Source organism: Streptomyces sp. NPDC006529, from assembly GCF_040611795.1.
In the GTDB taxonomy this organism is placed as follows: Bacteria; Actinomycetota; Actinomycetes; order Streptomycetales; family Streptomycetaceae; genus Streptomyces.
This window is the reverse complement of record NZ_JBEXPB010000044.1, coordinates 38,037-59,195: the sequence shown is the minus strand read 5'-3', so window position 1 is coordinate 59,195 and position 21,159 is coordinate 38,037. Positions and strand designations below refer to the sequence as shown.

General features: G+C 72.9%; 17 protein-coding genes and 1 pseudogene. 10 read left to right on the top strand and 8 right to left on the bottom strand.

Annotation, left to right across the window (positions count from 1 at the left end; all coding sequences use genetic code 11):
* Positions 1 to 132: 132 nt before the first annotated feature.
* The 3 genes from ABZY31_RS25405 to ABZY31_RS25395 form a co-directional block, all read right to left on the bottom strand.
* Positions 133 to 741, bottom strand: coding sequence for a hypothetical protein (locus tag ABZY31_RS25405; RefSeq protein ID WP_356414203.1), 609 nt, complete (start codon positions 739 to 741; stop codon positions 133 to 135).
* Positions 742 to 908: 167 nt separating this feature from the next.
* Positions 909 to 1,682, bottom strand: coding sequence for a hypothetical protein (locus tag ABZY31_RS25400; RefSeq protein ID WP_356414200.1), 774 nt, complete (start codon positions 1,680 to 1,682; stop codon positions 909 to 911).
* A gap of 31 nt (positions 1,683 to 1,713) precedes the next feature.
* Positions 1,714 to 1,863, bottom strand: a complete 150-nt coding sequence (locus ABZY31_RS25395; RefSeq protein WP_356414197.1) for a hypothetical protein — start codon at positions 1,861 to 1,863, stop codon at positions 1,714 to 1,716.
* Positions 1,864 to 2,734: 871 nt separating this feature from the next.
* Here ABZY31_RS25395 and ABZY31_RS25390 point away from each other — a divergent pair.
* Positions 2,735 to 3,556, top strand: coding sequence for an SAM-dependent methyltransferase (locus tag ABZY31_RS25390; protein ID WP_356414195.1), 822 nt, complete (start codon positions 2,735 to 2,737; stop codon positions 3,554 to 3,556).
* A gap of 161 nt (positions 3,557 to 3,717) precedes the next feature.
* Entirely contained in the window at positions 3,718 to 5,859 is a 2,142-nt protein-coding gene (locus ABZY31_RS25385) for an EAL domain-containing protein (RefSeq protein ID WP_356414214.1), read from the top strand.
* Between the two features lie 166 nt (positions 5,860 to 6,025).
* Here the strand turns inward: ABZY31_RS25385 and ABZY31_RS25380 are convergent, their stop codons facing one another.
* Entirely contained in the window at positions 6,026 to 7,105 is a 1,080-nt protein-coding gene (locus ABZY31_RS25380; protein WP_356414192.1) for an FAD-dependent oxidoreductase, read from the bottom strand.
* 131 nt (positions 7,106 to 7,236) lie between these two features.
* Here ABZY31_RS25380 and ABZY31_RS25375 point away from each other — a divergent pair, with 131 nt between their 5' ends.
* Complete coding sequence (locus ABZY31_RS25375; RefSeq protein WP_356414189.1) at positions 7,237 to 7,920, top strand: TetR family transcriptional regulator; 684 nt, start codon at positions 7,237 to 7,239, stop codon at positions 7,918 to 7,920.
* 193 nt (positions 7,921 to 8,113) lie between these two features.
* Here ABZY31_RS25375 and ABZY31_RS25370 read toward each other — a convergent pair whose 3' ends face one another.
* Together ABZY31_RS25370 and ABZY31_RS25365 are read right to left on the bottom strand one after the other, a co-directional pair.
* Positions 8,114 to 9,160: a S66 peptidase family protein gene (locus tag ABZY31_RS25370; RefSeq protein ID WP_356414186.1), complete on the bottom strand. Its 1,047-nt coding sequence runs from the start codon at positions 9,158 to 9,160 to the stop codon at positions 8,114 to 8,116.
* Positions 9,161 to 9,272: 112 nt separating this feature from the next.
* Positions 9,273 to 10,151, bottom strand: coding sequence for a LysR family transcriptional regulator (locus ABZY31_RS25365; protein WP_356414183.1), 879 nt, complete (start codon positions 10,149 to 10,151; stop codon positions 9,273 to 9,275).
* Between the two features lie 95 nt (positions 10,152 to 10,246).
* Between ABZY31_RS25365 and ABZY31_RS25360 the strand changes: the two genes are divergently transcribed.
* From ABZY31_RS25360 to ABZY31_RS25340, 5 genes are all read left to right on the top strand, one after another.
* Positions 10,247 to 10,951, top strand: a complete 705-nt coding sequence (locus ABZY31_RS25360; RefSeq protein WP_356414180.1) for a succinate dehydrogenase cytochrome b subunit — start codon at positions 10,247 to 10,249, stop codon at positions 10,949 to 10,951.
* Between the two features lie 44 nt (positions 10,952 to 10,995).
* A complete protein-coding gene (locus tag ABZY31_RS25355) occupies positions 10,996 to 12,945 on the top strand; it encodes a fumarate reductase/succinate dehydrogenase flavoprotein subunit (protein ID WP_356414211.1) in 1,950 nt (649 codons plus the stop codon).
* The gene (locus ABZY31_RS25350) at positions 12,942 to 13,688 is read left to right on the top strand and encodes a succinate dehydrogenase/fumarate reductase iron-sulfur subunit (protein ID WP_356414177.1); all 747 of its coding nucleotides are present in this window, start codon (positions 12,942 to 12,944) and stop codon (positions 13,686 to 13,688) included. The genes ABZY31_RS25355 and ABZY31_RS25350 overlap by 4 nt, the downstream gene beginning before the upstream one ends.
* A 180-nt stretch (positions 13,689 to 13,868) precedes the next feature.
* Positions 13,869 to 15,686, top strand: a complete 1,818-nt coding sequence (locus ABZY31_RS25345; RefSeq protein WP_356414175.1) for a stealth family protein — start codon at positions 13,869 to 13,871, stop codon at positions 15,684 to 15,686.
* A gap of 63 nt (positions 15,687 to 15,749) precedes the next feature.
* Positions 15,750 to 16,406, top strand: coding sequence for a hypothetical protein (locus ABZY31_RS25340; RefSeq protein ID WP_356414172.1), 657 nt, complete (start codon positions 15,750 to 15,752; stop codon positions 16,404 to 16,406).
* On the opposite strand, the pseudogene ABZY31_RS25335 reads toward ABZY31_RS25340, so the two are convergent.
* A pseudogene (locus ABZY31_RS25335) lies at positions 16,390 to 18,792 on the bottom strand (excinuclease ABC subunit UvrA). The gene ABZY31_RS25340 and the pseudogene ABZY31_RS25335 sit on opposite strands and share 17 nt — an antisense overlap.
* A gap of 135 nt (positions 18,793 to 18,927) precedes the next feature.
* Here ABZY31_RS25335 and ABZY31_RS25330 point away from each other — a divergent pair.
* Positions 18,928 to 19,425, top strand: a complete 498-nt coding sequence (locus ABZY31_RS25330) for a hypothetical protein (RefSeq protein WP_356414169.1) — start codon at positions 18,928 to 18,930, stop codon at positions 19,423 to 19,425.
* A 13-nt stretch (positions 19,426 to 19,438) separates the two neighbouring features.
* Here the strand turns inward: ABZY31_RS25330 and ABZY31_RS25325 are convergent, their stop codons facing one another.
* A complete protein-coding gene (locus tag ABZY31_RS25325) occupies positions 19,439 to 19,654 on the bottom strand; it encodes a dodecin (RefSeq protein WP_356414166.1) in 216 nt (71 codons plus the stop codon).
* A gap of 189 nt (positions 19,655 to 19,843) precedes the next feature.
* Between ABZY31_RS25325 and ABZY31_RS25320 the strand changes: the two genes are divergently transcribed.
* Positions 19,844 to 21,106 carry an extracellular solute-binding protein gene (locus ABZY31_RS25320; RefSeq protein ID WP_356414163.1) on the top strand — a complete coding sequence of 421 codons (1,263 nt, stop codon included), beginning with the start codon at positions 19,844 to 19,846 and terminating at the stop codon, positions 21,104 to 21,106.
* The last annotated feature ends 53 nt before the right edge of the window (positions 21,107 to 21,159 follow it).

The window sequence follows — 21,159 nt, the reverse complement described above, 5'->3', positions numbered from 1 at the left end:
CCGGCCCCCCCGCGGCGCGGCCTCGCCGGGGGGGCGACCGGCGGTCGATGCGGTGGTGCGTGAAGACGGCGGTGCGGGAGACGGTGGTGCGGGTGGGGTGGACGGTGCGGAGCGGGTCCGCCGGCCGCCCGGTCAGTGCCCGCGGGTCTGCGTACGGCGACGGACCAGGTAGCCGGTACCCGCCGCCGCGACCAGCAGGAGACCCCCGCCCGCCGCGAGTTCGCGCACGTCCATCCCGGCGACGCTGCCGCCGAGACCGCCGCGCACGCCGCGGACCGCGGTCGTGGACCGCGTGGTGGGGGTGCTCGTACCGCCCGCGATGGTGAGATCGGTGGAACCGGTCTCGTTGTTGCAGGTGAAGTTGACGGAGTAGCGGGCCCCGCGCCGGGCGTCCCGGTCCACCGTGACCCGCACGGTCTGGCCCTTGGGCACGCTGACGGTGTCGAAGACGCCCGAGGAGACGGTGGTGCTCGCCGCCACGCAGCCGCTGACCGAGAGCACGACCGTACCGCCGGGCGCGACCGTGGAGGGTGCGACGGCGAAGCCGAACGACGTGACGGGCTGTGCCTCCGCGGCGACGGCGCCGGCGGCGCCGAAGACCAGAAGGGTGCCCGCGGCCCCGGCGGCGAGGAGAGCGGTGGCTGACGTGCGTATCGCGCCCATGTTCTTCTCCGGATCCCCGAGGAGCAGCTGCGGAACGGTTTCCGCACGTGGGGGGTCGTGCGCCTCGATGTCCGCCACGCTAGGTCCGCCCGCCGTGGCCCGCGATCAGGAACGGGCGAACGGGTCATAGCGCTACGCCGAACCGGGGAAGGACGCCCCGTCCCCGGTTTGCGCGGACCGCGGGCCCGGCGGGGCCCGCGGCGGTCGGACGGCGTGTCGCCGCAGGGCGGCGCCGGGGCGGCGGGTCAGTCGTCGCCGAGCCCCAGGTGCGGGAACTGCTGGAAGAACGGCTCGGCGGTGGCCGAGACCCCCCGGCTGAACGGGGCGTCGAAATCCCAGATCAGGAACAGCAGGAACGCGATCAGCGCGCTGAACAGCCCGGCGAGCAGCAGCTCCCGGAAGGACCGCCGGATCTGCAGGGTGAAGATCAGCCCCACCGTCACGAGCGCGCCGGTGATCAGGCCGAACCAGACGACCCCCGGCATGGTGGCCCCCGCGCTCTGCAGCCGGGCGCTGCGGGCGTCGTCCACGATGGCGACCTGGTCCACCAGCGGCTGGTAGGCCTGCCCCTCGTGGTCGGTCCGCGGTTCGTAGTCGGTCACGTCCCGGCGGATCCGGTCGAGCATCGCCGTGCCCTCGTCCGAGACGTTTCCGGTGTCGGCCATCTCCTTCCACTCCTTCGTGACCACGTGGGACACGTAGGCGTCGACGTCGGCGCGGATGCGGGTGCGCACCGGAGCCGGATAGACCTCGGAGCGGACGCTCACCTCGTGGAGGGCCTGGGCCTCCTGGCGCACGTACTCCTGGGCGGCCCCGCGGCCCTCCCAGACGCCCGCGATCGCCAGGCCCAGCACGATCGCGTAGATCACCCCGATCATCATCGTCATGTACTCGATGACGTCCGGGGTCTCGCTCGGATCGTCGTCCTCGCCGATCCGCCGGTGGTTGAAGAAGGCGATGGACAGGACCACGGCACAGGCCGCGGCCATCGCGAGGGACAGGACGAGCCATTCCGACAAGGGAACTCCCACGGAAATCGATCGGGTCGGGTCAGCGCGGGCGCAGCGCGACGATGGCGAGCACGGCGGGGGCGGCCGTGAGCAGGGTGAAGGTGACCGGTGAGATGTGGTGCTCCACCGGCTTACGGGCCTCCGTGCGGTAGGCGGGCCGGGGCACCGGCTTCTTCGCGGGCGGCGCCACGACGGGGGCCGTTGGAGGTGCCGGGACCGGCGGGGGCGGCGGCGCGGGAGCCCGGGGCGCGGGAGGCACCGGCCGCGGCGGCGCGGGCGCGGGGGGCGGGGGCGGCGGAGGCGGCGGAGGCGGCGGGGGCTCGGGCGCCGGCGCGGGGGGCTTCGGCGGGGTGGGTTTCGGGGTGGGCGTGGGCGTGGGACGGGGAGGTGTCGGCGTGGGAGTGGGTGTCGGCGTGGGTGTGGGCGTGGGCGTGGGCGTCGGGCACGGCGGGGGCGGGGGCGGTGGACAGGGGCGGGGCGGGCAGTGGTGCCCGCCATGGTGGCTTCCGCAGTGCCAACCCCCGTGTTCGTGGCCGTGGTCGTCGTGATGTCCGCCACCCCGGGAAGCCCCGGCGGCGCTGCGGAGGGCCTCGCTCCGGGCCGCCGCGACCAGCTCGACGACGGTCCGGCCGTCGTCCGGGCCGGGCATCGCGAAGGCGCGGCTATCGGCCACGGCCGGTGCGGCGGACAGTGCCGCCCACACGAGGACCGGGACCGCCAGCAGGCGCCTGGCACAGGGTCTGTTCACCCGGGGAGCATGGGGCAGCCGGGCGTCTCGCGCCTCCGGCTCCGGCTCGGTTCCTCCGAACGGGGGACTGGGGACCGTAGAGGTTTGAGCCAGCCGATGAAGGGTTCCGATCGGCCGGCGATCAATTCCCAAAAGGTATTTGTCGGTTTCGATCAATCCGGGCGGACGGTGCCCGTGGTGTGTTTGGTGTGTGACGAAGAACGGACCGCCAATTTCCGCTTTCGCTCGCTCCGTTGGGCAATGATCAGTACATTCGGCTCGGACAGCTGTCCGAGACCGACGGACACCGACGGACTACGCCTTGGAGACCCCGATGGAGCGACCCGCCTGGGCCCCGCCAGGCATCGACATATCGGTGCCGAGCGTGTCCCGCATCTACGATTACTACCTCGGCGGATCGCACAATTTCGAGGTCGACCGCCAAGCGGCCCGCCGCGCCATGGAATTCATCCCGGGCCTGCCCAAGATCATGCAGGCCAACCGGGCATTCATGCGCCGCGCCGTCCGCTACGCCGTCTCCCAGGGCGTCACCCAGTTCCTCGACATCGGCTCCGGCATCCCGACCTTCGGCAACGTCCACGAGATCGCCCAGGCCGCCAGCCCCGACGCCCGCGTCGTGTACGTCGACCACGACCCGGTCGCCGTCGCGCACAGCCAGGCCGTCCTGGCCGGCACCGAACGCACCGGCATCGCCGCCGCCGACCTGCGCAAGCCTGCGGACATCCTGTCGAGCCCCGAGGTGACCCGGCTGCTCGACCTGGACCGGCCGGTGGCCCTGCTGCTGGTCGCCGTCCTGCACTTCCTGGAGGACGCGGACGAGCCGTACGCCGCCGTCGCCGAGCTGCGCGACGCGCTGGCCCCCGGCAGCCTGCTGATCCTCACGCACGCCTCCTACGAGGGCGTCCCGCTCACCGAGGACGTCGCGGGCGGGGCCGTCGGCGTCTACCGGGACATCCGCAATCCGCTGGTCATGCGCACCGGTGAGGAGATCGGCCGCTTCTTCGACGGTTTCGCGTGGGTGGAGCCCGGGCTGGTCTCCATGCCCGAGTGGCGGCCCGAAGGCCCGCAGGACGGCGAGGTCCAGGAGGATCCGTACGCCTTCTCGGGCTTCGCGGGCGTGGGACGCAAGGCGTGAGACTCCCGGCACAGACGGCGGGGCAGGCGGCCCCGGCGGCGCCCGTGACCGCACCGGGCGCGGGCGTCCGCGTACCCGCGGCCGGATCCGTGACGGCGGCTGCCCGCCGGGCTGCGACCACCGGACCGGCGGCCACCGCCCCCGCGGCGCCGTCGACCGGGCTGCCCGCCGATCCGGAGGACCGGATCGGGCGGTTCGCGACCATCTGGAGCCGGGCCATCTTCCCGGTGACCGCCACCTCGCTCACCCGGGTGGAGTTCGAACGCCATCTCGTGCCGCTCGCGCGCACCCTGGCCGAGGCCCTGCACGCCCGCCCCTTCGACGCGTCCGTCGGCCAGCGGGTCGGCAGCGAGCTCGTCGCCGTGCACTGCACCGACCCGGACGCGCTCGCGGGCACCCTCGGCGTGGTCGAGGCCTACCTCGTGCTGTACTGCGGCCCGGACGGCGGCGGGCCGGACGAGTCCGAGGAGTACCGCGCCCGGTGCGCCCGGCTCCAGCACGGGATCGCCGCGGGCTTCGCCCGCGCCCTGCGGGAGCGCACGCTCAAGGAGCAGGAGGCGATCGCCCGGTCCGCGCTCACCGCGCGGATCGACGCCCAGCAGGCCCTGCACGCCAGCGAGGCGCGCTTCCGCGCGGTCTTCGAAGGGGCGGCCATCGGCATCGGCATCGCGGACCTCCAGGGCAACGTCCTGGAGGTCAACGACACGCTGCTGCGGATGTTCGGCGGGCTGGAGGGGCACGTCCGGGGCCGCAACGTGAACGAGTGGAGCCACCCCGACGACACCCCGCACGTGTGGCGGATGTACGGCGAGCTGGTGCGCGGCGAGCGCGAGAGCTACCGCGTGGAGAAGCCGTACTACCGGCACGACGGGACGGTCCTGTGGACCAACCTGACGGTGTCCCTGCTGCGCGACGCCGACGGCACGCCGCAGTACCAGCTGGCGCTGATGGAGGACACCACCGAGCGGCGGCTGCTGAACCTGCGGCTGCGGTACGAGGCCACCCACGACGCGCTGACCGGGCTGCCCAACCGGACCCTGTTCTTCGAACGGCTGGAGAAGGCCCTCGGCGGGGCCGGGGGAAGCCGCTTCGGCCTCTGCTACCTCGATCTGGACGGTTTCAAGACCGTCAACGACAGCCTCGGGCACTCGGCGGGCGACCGGCTGCTGGTGGAGGTCGCGGACCGGCTGCAGAGCTGCGCCACCGGGCCCGGCGAGGTCGTCGCCCGGCTGGGCGGCGACGAGTTCGTGGCGCTGACCACCGGGCCCGAGACCGAGGAGAAGGTGACCGACCTGGCGATGCGGATCCTCTCCGCCCTCGCCACCCCGATCCGCCTGGAGGGCCGGGAGCTGACGGTCCGGGGCAGCATCGGCATCGTGGAGGGTCCGGCGGGCTCGCGGACCGCTGCCGAAGTGCTGCGCAGCGCCGACATCACGATGTACCGGGCGAAGGCTGCCGGCGGCAACCGCTTCGAGTTCGCCGACGAGGAGGCGGACGCCCGGGCGATCACCCGCCACGGGCTGACGAACGCGCTGCCCGCGGCCCTGGAGCGCGGCGAGTTCTTCATCGAGTACCAGCCGCTGGTGCACATGCACGACGGCAGCGTGCACGGCGCCGAGGCGCTGGTGCGCTGGTCGCACCCGCAGTACGGGGTGCTCGGACCGGACCGGTTCATCCCACTCGCCGAACGGACCGGTCTGATCGTGCCGCTCGGCCGCTGGGTCCTGGAGGAAGCGGTCCGCCAGGCTCGCACCTGGCAGCGCCAGCACGGGGGTTCGTCCTTGCGGATCAACGTGAACCTCTCGCCGACCCAGCTCCACCACCCCGGCCTGGTCGCCGACACGGTGGCGGTGCTGGAGAACTCCGGCCTGGCCCCCGGCGCGTTGTGCCTGGAGGTCACCGAGTCCGCCCTGATCGGCGCCGACGACGAACTCCTGGAACCGCTGCGCCGGCTCGCCGCCCTCGGCGTGGACATCGCCCTCGACGACTTCGGCACCGGCTATTCGAACCTGGCGAACCTGCGCCGCCTGCCGGTGAGCGTCCTGAAACTGGACCGCTCCTTCACCCAGGGCATGCAGCAGGAACCCGCGAACCCGGTCGACGTCAAGATCGTGGAGGGCATCGTCGCCCTGGCCCACAGCCTTGAACTCGCCGTGACGGTCGAGGGTGTCGAAACCGGCGTCCAGGCGGCCCAACTCCGCGCGCTGGGCTGCGACACGGCCCAGGGCTGGTACTACGCCCGCCCCGGCGCCCCGGACCGGATACACGCCCTGTCCCTCTGCGATGCGGTCCCCACCCCGTGACGTCGCCCCCTCACGCCACGTCCTGACCGGGCCAAGTCCTGGCCACGCCCTGACCTGGCCACGCCCTGACCGGGCCGCTCGGTGACCCGGCCAGCCTTCGCCCGGCCGCCCCTCACCCGGCCACCCAACCCGTTGCCGCGACGTCGGGCGCCGGGTCGGGGGCGGGTCAGCTGAGGGCGGCTTCGATGCCGTGGCCCGGCTCGCGGACCGCCGCGCGGACGCGCTCGTGGCGGGCGGAGGTGTCGGCCAGCAACGCGGCGGCGGCCGGGAGGCGTTCGGCCTCGTAGTCGTCCAGGGCCTCCTCCCCGGCGGTCGCGGTCAGCACTCCGCCGAGCACCCGGCCCAGGGCGGCCGCGTCCTGGACGCCGGTGTTCATGCCCAGCCCGCCCGCTATCGGGTGGACGTGCGCCGCGTCTCCGGCGAGGAAGCAGCGGCCCTGCCGCATGCGGTCGGCCATCCGGACGTTGACCCGCCAGGTCGAGAGCCAGGTGGCGTCGGCCAGGCGTATCCCGGGCATCCGGGCGTGCCGGTCGAAGAGCCGCTGGAAGCCTTGCAGGGACGGGGCGAGCCTTTCCCCCCGGTCGTCGGTCTCCGGTGAGGCCTGGAGCTGGAAGGTGTCCGTCCCCGGTATCGGGCAGAGCATCATGGCGCCGCCGTCCGAGGTGAACCACTGGTGCCAGTAGTCCCGGCTCAGTCCCGCCGCCGTCACGTCCCCGACCACCATCGCCTCCTCGTCGGCGGTGCGTCCCTCGAAGCCGATGCCGAGCCGCTTGCGGACGGTGCTGCTCCCTCCGTCGCAGCCGGCCAGGTAGGCCGCCCCCAGGGTCCGCCCGTCCGTGAGCGTCACCCGCACGCCGTCCGCGTCCTGGGACACCGCTTCGACCTCGGCCTCGTACTCGACGCCGACACCGGACTCGGCCAGTTTGTCGCGCAGGATCTCCTCGATCTGCCACTGCCCTATGAAGATCGAGGAGCCGCCTCGGGGAGTGTCGTTGATGTGCTCCCCGTCGAAGTACTTGCGGAAGGCGAGGCCGGTGCGCCCGGTCTCGGTCATCCGCCCGGTTACGCCGAGCGTGTCGAAGACCTCCAGGCTGGCGACGTGGAGCGCCTTGCCCCGGGATTCGCGGTGCGGTGCGGACCGGCGGTCGACCACCCGGACCCGGGCACCCCGGCGGACCAGGTGGCAGGCGAGGGTCAGGCCCGTCGGTCCGGAGCCCACGATCAATACGTCCACTGCGTGCGTCATCACAGGTTCCCTCGTTCGTCGGTCGCCATGGTCGGTGTCCTCGGCGTGACTCCAGTGAAGCGGCTCTCACCAGAAAAAGCAACCGGGTTACAAAGATGACTTGGTTGTGAAATCTCTGCTAGGGTGTGCGCATGGACAAGACGACCGATACCCCTGTGACCGGCCTGCGCGAGGCGAAGAAGCAGCGCACGCGTCAGCAGCTCGCCGCGACCGCGCTGGAGCTCTTCCTGGAGCGCGGCTTCGACGCCGTTTCGGTGGCGGATGTCGCCGCCGCCGCGGAAGTCTCCAAACCGACGCTGTTCCGGTACTTCCCGAGCAAGGAGGACCTGTTGCTGGACCGCTTCGCCGACCACCAGGACGAGGCGGCGCGCGTCGTGCGCGAGCGGCCCTCCGGGCAGACGCCGGTGGAAGCCGTACACGCCCACTTCATCGACGCCCTCGCCGCCAACGATCCGATCACCGGCCTCTGTGACCACCCGAACGTCGTGGTCTTCCAGCGGTTGCTGTACTCGACCGCGAGCCTCGCCTCGCGCCTGGCCCACTACGCCGCCCGGGAGGTGGACCTGCTGGCCGCCGTACTGGAACGGGAGGCGGAGGAGGCAGGGGCCGGCGGGGCGGAGGTGGGGCGGCGGCGTCTCCGGGCCCGTCTTGGCGCCCTGTATCTGGTGACCGCCCGTCACGAGCTGGCGCAAGCGAACTGGCGGCGCATAGACGCGGGGCAGAGCGCCGCCGCGGCGCACGGGGCAGCGGTGGCCGACGCCGACATGGCCTTCGCCATGCTGGCCGAGGGGCTGGACCGAACCCTCCCCGCCTGAACCGCGGCAGCCCCTGCCCCGGCCTGCCTCTGGCCCGGCCCCCCTGCCCGGGATCCGGGCTCACACACCGCCCAGGCCGAGGCCCAGGCCCCCAGGCCCCCCAGGCCCCCCAGGCCCAAGACCCAGGCCTGGCCCCGGCCCCGCGGGCCCCAGCCCCAGGCCCCGCATCCGTCCTTACGCCGCCCGGTACGGATCAGTACGTCACGGTGATCCTGCGCGCGGGGCCGTCCAGCCGGACGACGCCGCCGTACGGAATCACCACCTGCGGGTCCGTGTGGCCCAGGTCCACGTCGAAGACGGCCATCATGCCCGGGGCGTAGGTCGTGAGCGCTCGCAGTACGGCCTCCCGCTGCCCCTCGGCGTAGCGCAGCCTGCCGGCCACGTCGTTGGGTTGGTCGAAGGACCATGCCTTGGCCCGGCCCATCATCAGCGCGGAGAAGCGGGCGAGCAGTCCCCGCTCGCCCATGCTGCGCAGGATCCGGAAGACCTCCTCCGCGCGGGGCATCTCCTCGGAGGTCTCCAGGAACAGCACGCCGCCCTCCGCAGCCTCGGGCGCCGCCGCGACCTCCCGGTCGGCCATCAGCAGCCCGGACAGGATCTCCAGGTTGCCGCCCCAGGTGCGTCCCTCGACCACCCGGTCCGGCTGGTGCCAGATCCAGCCGGCCCCGTCGCGGACCTCGGGCTCGACGTCGAAGGTGGCGGGATCGGCCCAGTCGCGGTCGGTGTCGCGGAAGCGTTCGGCGGGCCGCAGTTCGTAGGGCCCGGAGGTGAACAGGGCCGCGCGGATCGACGCGGCGGTCACCGGGTGGAGCGCGTACGGCCGCCCGAGCTCGGTCATGAGGCAGGCACCGTGGTAGCCCACGATGCCGAGGTTGCGCAGGAACAGCAGCAGGCACGTGTTGTCGCTGAACCCGAAGAAGGGCTTCGGGTGGGAGCGGATCAACTCCCGGTCGAGCAGCGGCAGTACGGTCAGCTGATCGTCGCCCCCGATGCTCGCCATCACCGCCTTGACCATCGGGTCGGCGAAAGCGGCGTGCAGGTCATCGGCGCGCTGCCGGGCCGTGGATCCCATCGTGCGGGTCGACGGGTACTCCACCGGCTCCAGCCCGAACTCCTCCCGCAGCCGCGCCAGCCCCAACTCGTAGGGGAGCGGAAGGAGACCCGGCAAGCCGGAGGAAGGGGAGACGACCGCGATGCGGTCGCCGGGTACGGGCTTGGGGGGATATGTGGGAACGATCATCCCGGGACCCTACGGCCGTGCACGGCCGCAAGCCAGCCTGATTTCCACCGGACGACGGTCCCTGCCCCCACCGCTCGGCGCGCCGCCCTCACCCCGAACCCACCCCCCGCCCTCACCCCACCAGGATCCGCTTCAGCTCCCGGGCCGCGCGGGGCGGGGCCACGTCCGTGCGGTGGGCCAGGGCGATCGTGCGGCGCAGGGGGGAGCCCGCCAGGGCGGTGGTCCGCAGTCCCTGTCCCGCGTGGTCGACCACCATCGCCGGGACCACCGCGAGCCCCAGCCCGGCCCGGACGAATCCGAGGACCGCGTCCATCTCCCCGCCCTCCACCGTGAACACCGGCTCGAAGCCCTCGGCGCGGCAGGCAGTCACCGTCAGTTCCCGCAGGTCGTAGCCGTGCCGGAACATGACCATCGGTTCCTCGCGCAGGTCGCTGATCCGCAGCGGTCCGCCGTCGCCCGGCGGCGGCAGCTCTGCGGAGGAGATCACCACCAGGTCCTCCGTCAGCAGCTCCACGGTCGTCAGCGCGGGCGCCGACGGCGGCAGCGGAAGGGTGACGAGGGCCAGGTCCAGGGCCCCGCGCGCCAGTTCGCGCACGAGGTCCAGCGATCCGCTCTCCTCGATCAGCAGCTCGATCCCCGGGTGCGCGGTGTGGAAAGCGCGCAGGACGTCCGGCAGCAGGCCCGTGCACACGCTCGGCGTCGCGCCCAGGCGGACCCGCCCGCGCCGCAGCTGCGCCAGTTCCTGCACCTCCAGCCGCGCCGTGTCCGCGTCCGCCAGGATCCGCCGCGCGAGCGGCAGCAGGGTCTCGCCCGCCTCGGTCAGCGCGATGTTGCCCCGCGCCCGGCTGAACAGCTCCGCCCCCAGCTCCCGCTCCAGCGCCCTGATCTGCTGGGAGAGCGACGGCTGGGCGACGTGCACCCGCTCCGCCGCGCGCGTGAAGTGCCGGGTCTCGGCCACGGCGACGAAGTACACCAGCTGCTGGAATTGCATCCTCCCAGCGTAGACCAGCTCATAGTCGCGACCTATCAAGATGAGCCTCATCATGTCTTGGACCTTTGAGGGCTTCGGTCCCTACCGTCTGAAACATGGCTCTGGCAACGCGGACGGGCCGACGGCCGTCCACCACGCGCACGCTCTGGGACTCCACCGTCGGCAAGAAGACCGTCATGGCGGCGTCCGGGTTGATCATGCTCGGCTACCTCGTGGTCCACATGTTCGGCAACCTGAAGATCTTCTTCGGGCCCGGGGAGTTCAACGGCTACGCGGCCTGGCTGCGCCACATGGGCGCGCCCGTCCTGCACAGCCACTGGGGCCTGTGGATCGCCCGGATCGCCCTGGTCGCCGCCGTCGTCGCGCACGCCGTCTCCGCGTACCAGCTGAGTCGCCGCGGCATCAAGGCGCGTCCCGTGCGGTACGCCCACAAGCGCCGGCGCGCCGGCTACGCCACCCGCACCATGCGCTGGGGCGGGGTGATCCTCGGCCTGTTCATCGTCTGGCACATCCTCGACCTGACCACGCTCACGGTCAACGAGCGGGCCCTGGAGGGGCATCCGTACGAGAACGTCGTCGCGACCTTCTCCACCTGGTACGGCAACGCCATCTACCTCACCGCGATGACCGCCCTCGCCTTCCACGTCCGGCACGGCTTCTGGAGCGCCGCCCAGACCCTCGGCGCGGGCAACGCCCGCCGGGACAGGACGCTGAAGGCCCTCGCCAACCTGCTGGCCCTGCTCCTCTTCGCGGGATTCGTGTCCGTCCCCGTCGCCGTCATGACCGGACGGGTGGGCTGACCATGAGCACCGCGACACCACGGACGGAGAACACCGCGATCCCCATGAGCGCCTACGCCGACTACACCACCGGCTCCCCGATCGCCGACGCGAAGGCCCCCGCGGGCCCGGTCGCCGACCGCTGGGACCGCCGCCGCTTCGAGGCCGGGCTGGTCAACCCGGCCAACCGCCGCAAGCACACCGTCATCGTCGTCGGTACCGGCCTCGCGGGCGGCGCGGCCGGCGCCACCCTCGCCGAACAGGGCTACCACGTCGTCCAGTTCTGCTTCTCGGACTCCCCGCGCCGGGCCCACTCCATCGCCGCGCAGGGCGGCATCAACGCCGCGAAGAACTACCGCAACGACGGCGACTCCGTGCACCGCCTCTTCTACGACACCGTCAAGGGCGGCGACTTCCGCGCCCGCGAGTCCAACGTGCACCGCCTCGCCCAGATCTCGGTGGAGATCATCGACCAGTGCGTGGCCCAGGGCGTCCCCTTCGCCCGCGAGTACGGCGGCCTCCTCGACACCCGTTCCTTCGGCGGGGTCCAGGTCTCCCGGACCTTCTACGCCCGCGGCCAGACCGGGCAGCAGCTGCTGCTCGGCGCCTACCAGGCCCTCTCCCGGCAGATCGCCGCCGGAAACGTCGAGATGCACGCGCGCACCGAGATGCTCGACCTCATCGTGGTGGACGGCGCCGCCCGCGGCATCGTCGCCCGCGACCTGGTCACGGGCAGGATCTCGACCCACTTCGCCGATGCCGTCGTTCTCGCCACCGGCGGCTACGGCAACGTCTTCTACCTCTCCACCAACGCCATGAACTCCAACGCGACCGCGATCTGGCGGGCCCACCGCCGCGGCGCCTACTTCGCCAACCCCTGCTTCACCCAGATCCACCCCACCTGTATCCCGCGGACCGGCGAGCACCAGTCCAAGCTGACCCTGATGAGCGAGTCGCTGCGCAACGACGGCCGGATCTGGGTCCCCAAGGCCCACGGCGACACAAGGCCCCCCGACCGGATCCCCGAAGCGGAACGCGACTACTACCTGGAGCGGATCTACCCGTCCTTCGGCAACCTCGTCCCGCGCGACATCGCCTCCCGCGCCGCCAAGAACGTCTGCGACGAGGGCCGTGGCGTGGGCCCGGGCGGCCAGGGCGTCTACCTGGACTTCGCCGACGCCATCCGCCGCATGGGCCGGGAGAAGGTGGCCGAGAAGTACGGCAACCTCTTCGAGATGTACGAGCGGATCACCGCGGAGAACCCGTACGAGGTCCCCATGCGGATCTACCCCGCCGTGCACTACACGATGGGCGGTCTCTGGGTGGACTACGACCTGTCGACCACGGTCCCCGGCCTGTTCGCGATCGGCGAGGCCAACTTCTCCGACCACGGGGCCAACCGGCTCGGGGCCTCCGCCCTGATGCAGGGCCTCGCCGACGGCTACTTCGTCCTGCCGTCCACCATCAACGACTACCTCGCCCGCCACCCCCGCACCACCGCGGTGGACGACACCCACGCCGAGGCCGTGGCCGCGGTCCGGGAGACCCGGGACCGCATCGAGCGGCTCCTCGCGGTCGACGGCGACCGCACCCCCGACTCCTTCCACCGGGAGATCGGCGAACTGATGTGGGAGTACTGCGGGATGGCCCGCACCGAGGAGGGGCTGCGCAAGGCGCTGGCCCGCATCCCCGAGATCCGCGAGGAGTTCTGGCGGCGGATCAAGGTCCCCGGCAGCGGCGAGCAGTTCAACCAGACCCTGGAGAAGGCCAACCGGGTCGTCGACTACCTGGAGCTGGCCGAGCTGATGTGCCTCGACGCCCTGCACCGCGCCGAATCGTGCGGCGGCCACTTCCGCGAGGAGTCCCAGACGCCGGACGGCGAGGCCGAGCGCCGCGACGAGGAGTTCTCCTACGCCGCGGCCTGGGAGTTCACCGCGACCGGCGCCGCCCCCGTCCTGCACAAGGAAGACCTCGTCTTCGAGTACGTCCACCCCACCCAGCGGAGCTACGCATGAAGCTCACCCTGCGCGTCTGGCGCCAGCCACACGCCGAGGCACCCGGCGCCATGACGGCCTACGAGGTCGACGGCATCTCGGCGGACATGTCCTTCCTGGAGATGCTCGACACCCTCAACGAGGACCTGATCCTGCGCGGCGAGGACCCCGTCGCCTTCGACCACGACTGCCGCGAGGGCATCTGCGGCGCGTGCAGCCTCGTCATCAACGGCGAGGCGCACGGGCCCGAGCGCACCACCACCTGCCAGCTCCACATGCGCTCCTTCGCCGACGGGGACACCATCGACGTCGAGCCATGGCGGGCCGCCGCCTTCCCGGTGGTCCGCGACCTGGTGGTGGACCGGAGTGCCTTCGACCGGATCATCCAGGCCGGCGGCTACATCACCGCGCCGACCGGCGCGGCGCCCGAGGCGCACGCCACCGCCGTGCCCAAGCCCGTCGCCGACCACGCCTTCGAGAACGCCGAGTGCATCGGCTGCGGGGCGTGCGTCGCGGCCTGCCCCAACGGCTCGGCCATGCTCTTCACCGCGGCCAAGGTCAACCACCTCAACGTGCTCCCGCAGGGTTCCCCGGAGCGCGAGAGCCGGGTCCTGGACATGGTGGCCCGGATGGACGGCGAGGGGTTCGGCGGCTGCACGCTGACGGGCGAGTGCGCCACGGCCTGCCCCAAGGGCATCCCGCTCCCCTCCATCGCGGCGATGAACAAGGAGTGGCTCCGGGCGGTGCGCAAGGGCGGTCACTAGGCCGCCGGCCCGACGGCGAGGGAAACCTGTGCAATGGCTGTGACCTGCGGTGACTTGTACGGACCGCCAAAGGTTCCACATCCGGTTCAAGATTCAGCCATCTCGGCTTAGGGTGATGTCGGCCCGAGCGGAATCCCCGTTCACGGCCGACGGACACACCATCGCGACCCCGAGGTGGACATGAGCGGCTTCCGCAGACACCTGCGCCGTACGGGCCTGCACCGGCTCGTCCGCGCCCTGCGACCGTCCGCCCGCGTCCCGCGCCAGCCCGCGCGCACGGAGCGCGAGCGGCTCGACGCCGCGCCGGCGGAGGCGCACGCGCCGCGCCCGCCCGACCGCGAGGAGGAGCTGCTGGCGGACCTCGCCCCGGGCGGGGGCGTCGTCCGCTACCGGGGCCGGCTGGCCCTCGTACGGGACGACCTGCTGCCCGGCGACCTGCGCGCCGCGAACCTCCGGGCCGCCGCCGAAGCCCTGGAAGCCGCAGGGATCGACTACGGACTGGTCCCCGACGGGGGCCTCCTCCACCGCGTCGCCCTCGCCCCCGGCACCCGCGCGGACGCCCTCGCCGCCTGCGCGGAGGCCTTCACCGGCCGGCCCGTTTACGCCGAACTGCTCGGACACGGCGGAACCCTCGCCGTCACCCTGGCCGAGGCGCTGCCCGCGGCCGTCGCCGCCAAGGAGGGCGAGCGCCGCCCCGACGCGGCCCCCGACGAGGAGGACCCCCACCACAAGGTCAAGGGGGTCCGGCTGCACCAGCCCGTGGTGACCTCCGGGCGCACCCTCTACCTCGGCGCCGACCACGGCTGCGACCTGGAGTTCTGGGACCCCCCGGAGTCCGGCGCCGGCGGGGTCGCCTCCCTGCGCGACACGCCGTTCGGCTGGTGGGTGCCCTCCCTCGCGGCCACCGGGACGCGCCGCGTCGGCGACCGCGAGTACCCCGTCGTGGACGCGCTCGCCCGGTGCTTCCCCGACGACATCGACTTCCCGATCGACGCCGTGATCACCTGGGTGGACTCCGCCGACCCCGCCTGGCGCCGCCGCCGGGACCGGGCGCTGGCCGAGTACGCCCAGGACACAGTCGGCGCCGGGGCGCACGGCGAACCCGCCTTCGACGACGCCGCCCACCGCTACCGCGACCGCGGCGAGCTGCGTTACTGCCTGCGCTCCATCGCCGCGCACGCCCCCTGGGTCCGGCGGATCTTCCTCGTCACCGACGACCAGGTGCCCGGCTGGCTCGCCGCCGACCACCCGGGGATCACCGTGGTCCCGCACCGCGAACTCTTCGCCGACCCCGGCGCGCTGCCGGTCTTCAACTCGCACGCCATCGAAACGCAGCTGCACCGGATAGCGGGGCTGGCCGAGCACTACCTCTACTTCAACGACGACATGTTCCTCGGACGCCCGCAGCGGCCGCAGAGCTACTTCCTGCCCTCCGGCCTGCCGAAGGTCTTCCACGACACCCGGGCCGTCCCGCCCAGCTCGCCGGAGGTGCGCGACGACGTCTTCACCGCCTCCCAGCGGGCCACCCGGCGCGCCGTCGAGGAAGCCGTCCACCGCACCTACCCGCGGATCCTGGCCCACGCGCCGTACCCGATGACCCGCTCCGTTTTCGCCGCGGCCGAGGAACGGCTCCCCGGACGCCTCGCCGCCACCAGCCGCTCGGCCTTCCGCAGCGCGACGGACCTCGCCCCGATCACCCTGGCCGCGCACCTCGCGCTCGCCGAGGGCCGCGCCGTCGAGGGGGAACTGACCCTCGCCTATGTCGCGACCGACCGCGCCGAGGAGATCGAACGGCTCCCGGAGCTGGTCCACGACCGCCGCACCGACGCCTTCTGCCTCGCCGACGACGGCGGTACGGAGCTGTCGCCCGAGGAGCAGCGCCGCGCGGTCGCCGCGTTCCTGGAGGCGTACTTCCCGGTGGCCTCCCCGTACGAGAAGCCCGCCGACGTGCCCGCCGACGCGGGGGAGCGGCCCTCCGTGCCTGCGCCGATCGGCTGACCGCGGGGGCGTACGCCGCGCCGGACCCCCCGGCGCGCCCGGTCATGCGTGACAGTGTCCGGCATGGCAGAAGCACCAGCACCCGCCGGGATCGGACCACGGCGCCGGACCGTGCTCGCCGCACTGACCCCGCTCGCCCCCCTGGCCCTGGCCGGCTGCGCGGGCGAGGCACACCCGGCCGCCCCGGCACCCGGCCCCCAGGCCGCCGCCAAGGACGCCCTGATCATGGTGATCCGGCACGCCGAGAAGCCGTACGCCGGAGACACGGGCGAGGACGACGAGGGCAACGACGACACCGGCTCCCTTGCCGGCCGCGGCCGACGCCGCGCCGAGGCACTGCCCCAGCTCTTCCCGCCCACCCCGGGCGCCGTCCTGCCCCGGCCCGCGGTGATCTTCGCGGGCGGGGCGGCCGGAGCCGCCCGCTCCCGCCAGACCGTCGCCCCGCTGGCCGACCTCCTGCGCACCCCCGTCCGGGCCGACCTCGCGGTGGGCCGCGAAGCGGACCTCGCCCGCGCCGCGCTCGCCGCCCCGGCCCCCGTCCTGATCTGCTGGGAGCACAGCGGCATCCCCCGGCTGGTCCGCGCCCTCGGCGCCGACCAGGTCCTCGGGATGCCCGCCGGCTGGCCCGACCGCTACGACCTCGTCTGGCTCCTCACCCGCCGCCAGGGCCGGTGGAGCTTCCGCGAACTACCGCAGCACCTGCTCACCGGAGACGCGTAGCCCGCGCCAGGTAGCCCGCCGTACGCCCCTCGCCGGCCCGGGCCACCCGGTCCGGGGGACCGGCCGCCACCACCCGGCCCCCGTCCGCGCCGCCGCCCGGACCCAGGTCGATCACCCAGTCCGCGCCCGCAGCCACCGCCATGTCGTGCTCCACGACCACCACCGAGTGCCCGGCGTCCACCAGCCCGTGCAGCCGGTCCACCAGCACCTCCACGTCCGCCGGATGCAGTCCGGTCGTCGGCTCGTCGAGGAGGTACAGGGTGTGGTCCCGGCGCACCCGCTGGAGCTCGTTCGCCAGCTTGATCCGCTGCGCCTCGCCGCCCGAGAGCTCCGTCGCGGGCTGCCCCAGCCGCAGGTAGCCCAGGCCGATGTCGTCCAGCGCGCGCAGGGCGCGGTGCGCCGCCGGGACCTCCGCGAAGAACGCGGCCGCCGCCTCCACGGTCAGCCCCAGCACCTCGGCGATGTTCAGGCCCGCGTGGCGGACCTGGAGGGTCTCCTCGTTGTACCGGGCGCCCCCGCACCGCGGGCAGGGGGCGTACGTACTGGGCAGGAACAGCAGCTCCACCGAGACGAAGCCCTCGCCCTGGCAGGTCTCGCAGCGCCCGCCCGCCACGTTGAAGGAGAACCGGCCCGCCTTCCAGCCGCGCTCCCGGGCCTGCGGGGAAGCCGTGAACAGGGCGCGGACCGCGTCGAACAGGCCCGTGTACGTCGCCAGGTTGGAGCGCGGGGTGCGCCCGATCGGCTTCTGGTCCACCTCCACCAGTCGCCGCACCGGCAAATCCGGGTCCCGCGCCGCGATCCGCTCCCGCACCGTGTCCGCCAGCACCTGGCCCACCAGCGTGGACTTGCCCGAGCCGGACACCCCGGTGACCGCGGTGAACACGCCCAGCGGGAAGGCGGCCGTCACCTCCCGCAGGTTGTGCCGGGTGACCCCGGACAACCGCACCTCACCCGTCGGCGTACGCGGCGCCCGGCCCGCACGCCCCGACGGTCCCCGCGGCCCGGCCAGGAACCGGGCCGTCGCCGAATCCGCTACCCCGGCCAGCGCCTGCGGCGGCCCGCTGTACAGCACCCGCCCCCCGTGTTCCCCGGCCAGCGGCCCGATCTCCACCAGCCAGTCCGCGTGGCGCACCACCTCCAGGTCGTGCTCCACGACGAAGACGGTGTTGCCCGCCTCCTTCAGCCGGTCCAGGACGCCGAGCAGCGCCTCCGTGTCGGCCGGATGCAGACCCGCCGACGGCTCGTCCAGCACGTACACCACCCCGAACAGCCCGGAGCGCAGCTGCGTCGCCAGCCGCAGCCGCTGCAGTTCGCCCGCCGACAGGGTCGGCGCCGTCCGGTCCAGGCTCAGGTATCCCAGGCCGAGTTCGACGACCGGAGCGATCCGCGCCCGAAGGTCCGCCGACAGCACCCGGGCCGCCTCGTCGGCCGGGGGAGCGGCGGCCAGTACGGCGTCCAGCCCGGTCAGCGCCAGCGCCGCCAGCTCCGCGATCGTGCGGCCCGCGAAGGTCACGGCCAGCGCCTCCGGACGCAGCCTGCTGCCCGCGCAGACGGGACACGGCGCATCGGCGAGGAACCGCTCGGCCCGCGCCCGCAGGGTGGCGCTCTTCGTGGTGCCGAAGGTCTTCATCACATAGCGCCGCGCGCTCATGTACGTGCCCTGGTAGGGGCGTTGGATCCGGTCCGCGTCCCGCACCGGGTGCACGGTGACGACCGGCTGCTCCTCGGTGAACAGGATCCACTCGCGGTCCTTCGCGGGCAGTTCCCGCCACGGCCGGTCCACGTCGTGGCCCAGCGCGGCCAGGACGTCCCGCAGGTTCTTGCCCTGCCAGGCGCCCGGCCAGGCCGCGATCGCCCCCTAACGGATCGACAGGGAAGGGTCCGGCACCAGGAGTTCTTCGCTGGTGCGGTGGACGCGCCCCAGCCCCTGGCAGGACGGGCAGGCCCCGGCGGCGGTGTTGGGGGAGAAGGCGTCGGAGTCGAGCCGGGGCGCCCCCGGCGGATAGGTGCCGGCCCGGGAGAAGAGCATCCGCAGGGAGTTCGACAGCAGGGTCACCGTCCCGACGGACGAGCGCGAACCGGGCGTGGAGCGACGCTGCTCCAGGGAGACGGCGGGGGGCAGCCCGGTCACCGAGTCCACCTTCGGGGCGCCGATCTGGTGGATGAGCCGACGGGCGTAGGGGGCCACCGATTCGAAGTAGCGGCGCTGCGCCTCGGCGTACAGGGTCCCGAAGGCGAGCGAACTCTTTCCGGAACCGGACACCCCGGTGAACACGGTCAGCGCGTCCCGGGGAACGTCGACATCGACCCCGCGCAGATTGTGCTCCCGGGCGCCCCGCACGCGGACGAAGGAATCGGGGGCGGGGGGATCGGTCGGTCGGCGCATTCCGTACATTTTACGGGTCCGTGGCCCCCGCCTCCGCGTCGGCAACGACCCCGGCCGGACCGGACGGGAGGCCGGGCATGCGCACGAGCGAAGCCTTTCCGGTCCCTGTCGGAGCCCCGGCCTACGCTGGGCCGCATGAGCGATCACACGACCGGCCGCCGCCCCCTGGCCGTCTTCGACATCGACGGAACCCTCTCCGACACCGCGCACCGCCAGCACTTCCTGGAGCGGCGGCCCCGCGACTGGGACGGCTTCTTCGGCGCGGCCCCGGCCGACCGGCCGCTCGCGCAGGGCGTGGCGATGGCCGTCGAGAGCGCGGCGGACTGCGAGGTGGTCTACCTGACGGGGCGCCCGGAGCGGTGCCGCGCCGACACCGAGGAGTGGCTGGCGCGGCACGGGCTGCCCGGGGGGCGGGTGTGGATGCGCGGAAACCAGGACCGGCGCCCGGCCCGGACGGCCAAGCTGGAGGTGCTCCGCCGGATCGCCCGCGGCCGCGAGGTGCGGATGCTCGTGGACGACGACGAGCTGGTCTGCCAGGCGGCGCGCGCCGCGGGATTCCCCGTGGTGCGGGCGGACTGGGCCGCGGACGCGCCGGAGCTGCGGGAGGCCCAGGAGGGCGAGGGGCGCACCTGAGCCCGTCGCGGCGTCAGTCCTCGCCGTCGAGGCGGAAGCCGACCTTGAGTCCCACCTGGAAGTGCGCGACCTCGCCGTTCTCGATGTGCCCGCGCACCTGGGAGACCTCGAACCAGTCCAGGTTCCGCAGGGTCTGGCCCGCCCGGGTGATGCCGTTGCGGATGGCCTGGTCGATGCTCTCGGTGGAGGTGCCGACGATCTCGGTCACGCGGTAGGTGTGGTTGGACATGGGCTCTCCCGAGGGTGGGTTCTGGTGCCTCGTTCCACGGTGCCCCAGGACGTCCCGGTCCGCGAGGCGGAGGAGACGTACCGGTTCGTCGGCTTTGTCGGGAGAATCCGGCGCCCAGGGCCCTTGACCCGCTCATTGGTCCATGCCAATTTCAAGCCATCTGAGATCGACCTCCCAGAAGGTGTCCTTGTGAAGAAGCGTTTCCTCGCTGTATGCACCGCCCTCGTCGCAGCCACCGCACTGACCGGCTGCAGTGTGCTGGGCGGCTCCGACGGCGGGCCCCGCAAGGTCACGCTGTGGCTCATGAAGGGCAGCGCGTCGGACGACTTCATCAAGAAGTTCACCGACGCCTACGAGAAGGACCACCCGGGGGTCGACCTCGACGTCAGGATCCAGGAGTGGACCGGCATCGGCGACAAGGTCAACGCCGTCCTGAAGGGCACCGGAAAGGACAGGGCCGACGTCATCGAGGTGGGCAACACCCAGGTCGCCCAGTACATCGAGACCGGCGGCCTGTCCGAACTCACCCTGGAGGGCCTGCGCGACTGGGGCAGCAAGGACTGGCTCAAGGGCCTCGCCGACCCCGGCAGCGTCAACGGCGCCCAGTTCGGCGTGCCCTGGTACGCGGCCAACCGGGTGGTGATCTACAACAAGGACATGTTCACGAGCGCCGGGATCAAGGCGCCGCCGAAGAACCGCGCGGAGTGGATCTCCACCACCCAGAAGCTCGACAAGGGCGCCCAGCAGGGCATCTACCTGCCCGGCCAGAACTGGTACGTGCTGTCCGGATTCATCTGGGACGAGGGCGGCGATCTGGCCATGGAAACCGGTGGCCAGTGGATCGGCACCCTCGACACCCGCGAGGCCCTGGACGGCATGGAGTTCTACAAGCAGCTCCAGGCGCTCGGCGACGGCCCCAAGAGCGCCGACGAGGAAACGCCCTCGCAGGCCGAGGTCTTCGCGCGCGGCCAGATCGCCCAGATCATCGCCCCGCCCGGACAGGCGGCGCAGATCGAGGAGTTGAACCCGGCCCTCAAGGGCAAGCTCGGCTTCTTCTCGATACCCGGGAAGACCGGCGAGAAGCCCGGCGCCGTCTTCACCGGCGGATCCGACCTGATCATCCCGGACCGCACCGCCGACCGGAAGGCCGCCGTGGACGTGATCACGGCCCTGGTCAGCGAGAAGTGGCAGACCGAACTGGCCCGGGAGATGAGCTACGTACCCAACAAGACCACGCTCGCGCACGTCGTCGAGGGCAACGACGGCGCCACCGCCATGGCCCCGGGAGCCGCCCAGGGCCGGGCCACGCCCAAGTCCGCGCGCTGGGCCGAGGTGGAGGCGAAGAATCCGATCAAACCCTTCATGACGGCCGTCCTGTCCGGACAGGACCCCAAGGAAGCCGCCAGGACGGCCTCGGAGGCGATCAGCAAGGTCCTCAGCTCCGACCGCTGAGTTCAGCGACCGCACATCCCGCTGCCGCCGCTCGGTCACGTCGAATCCAGCCG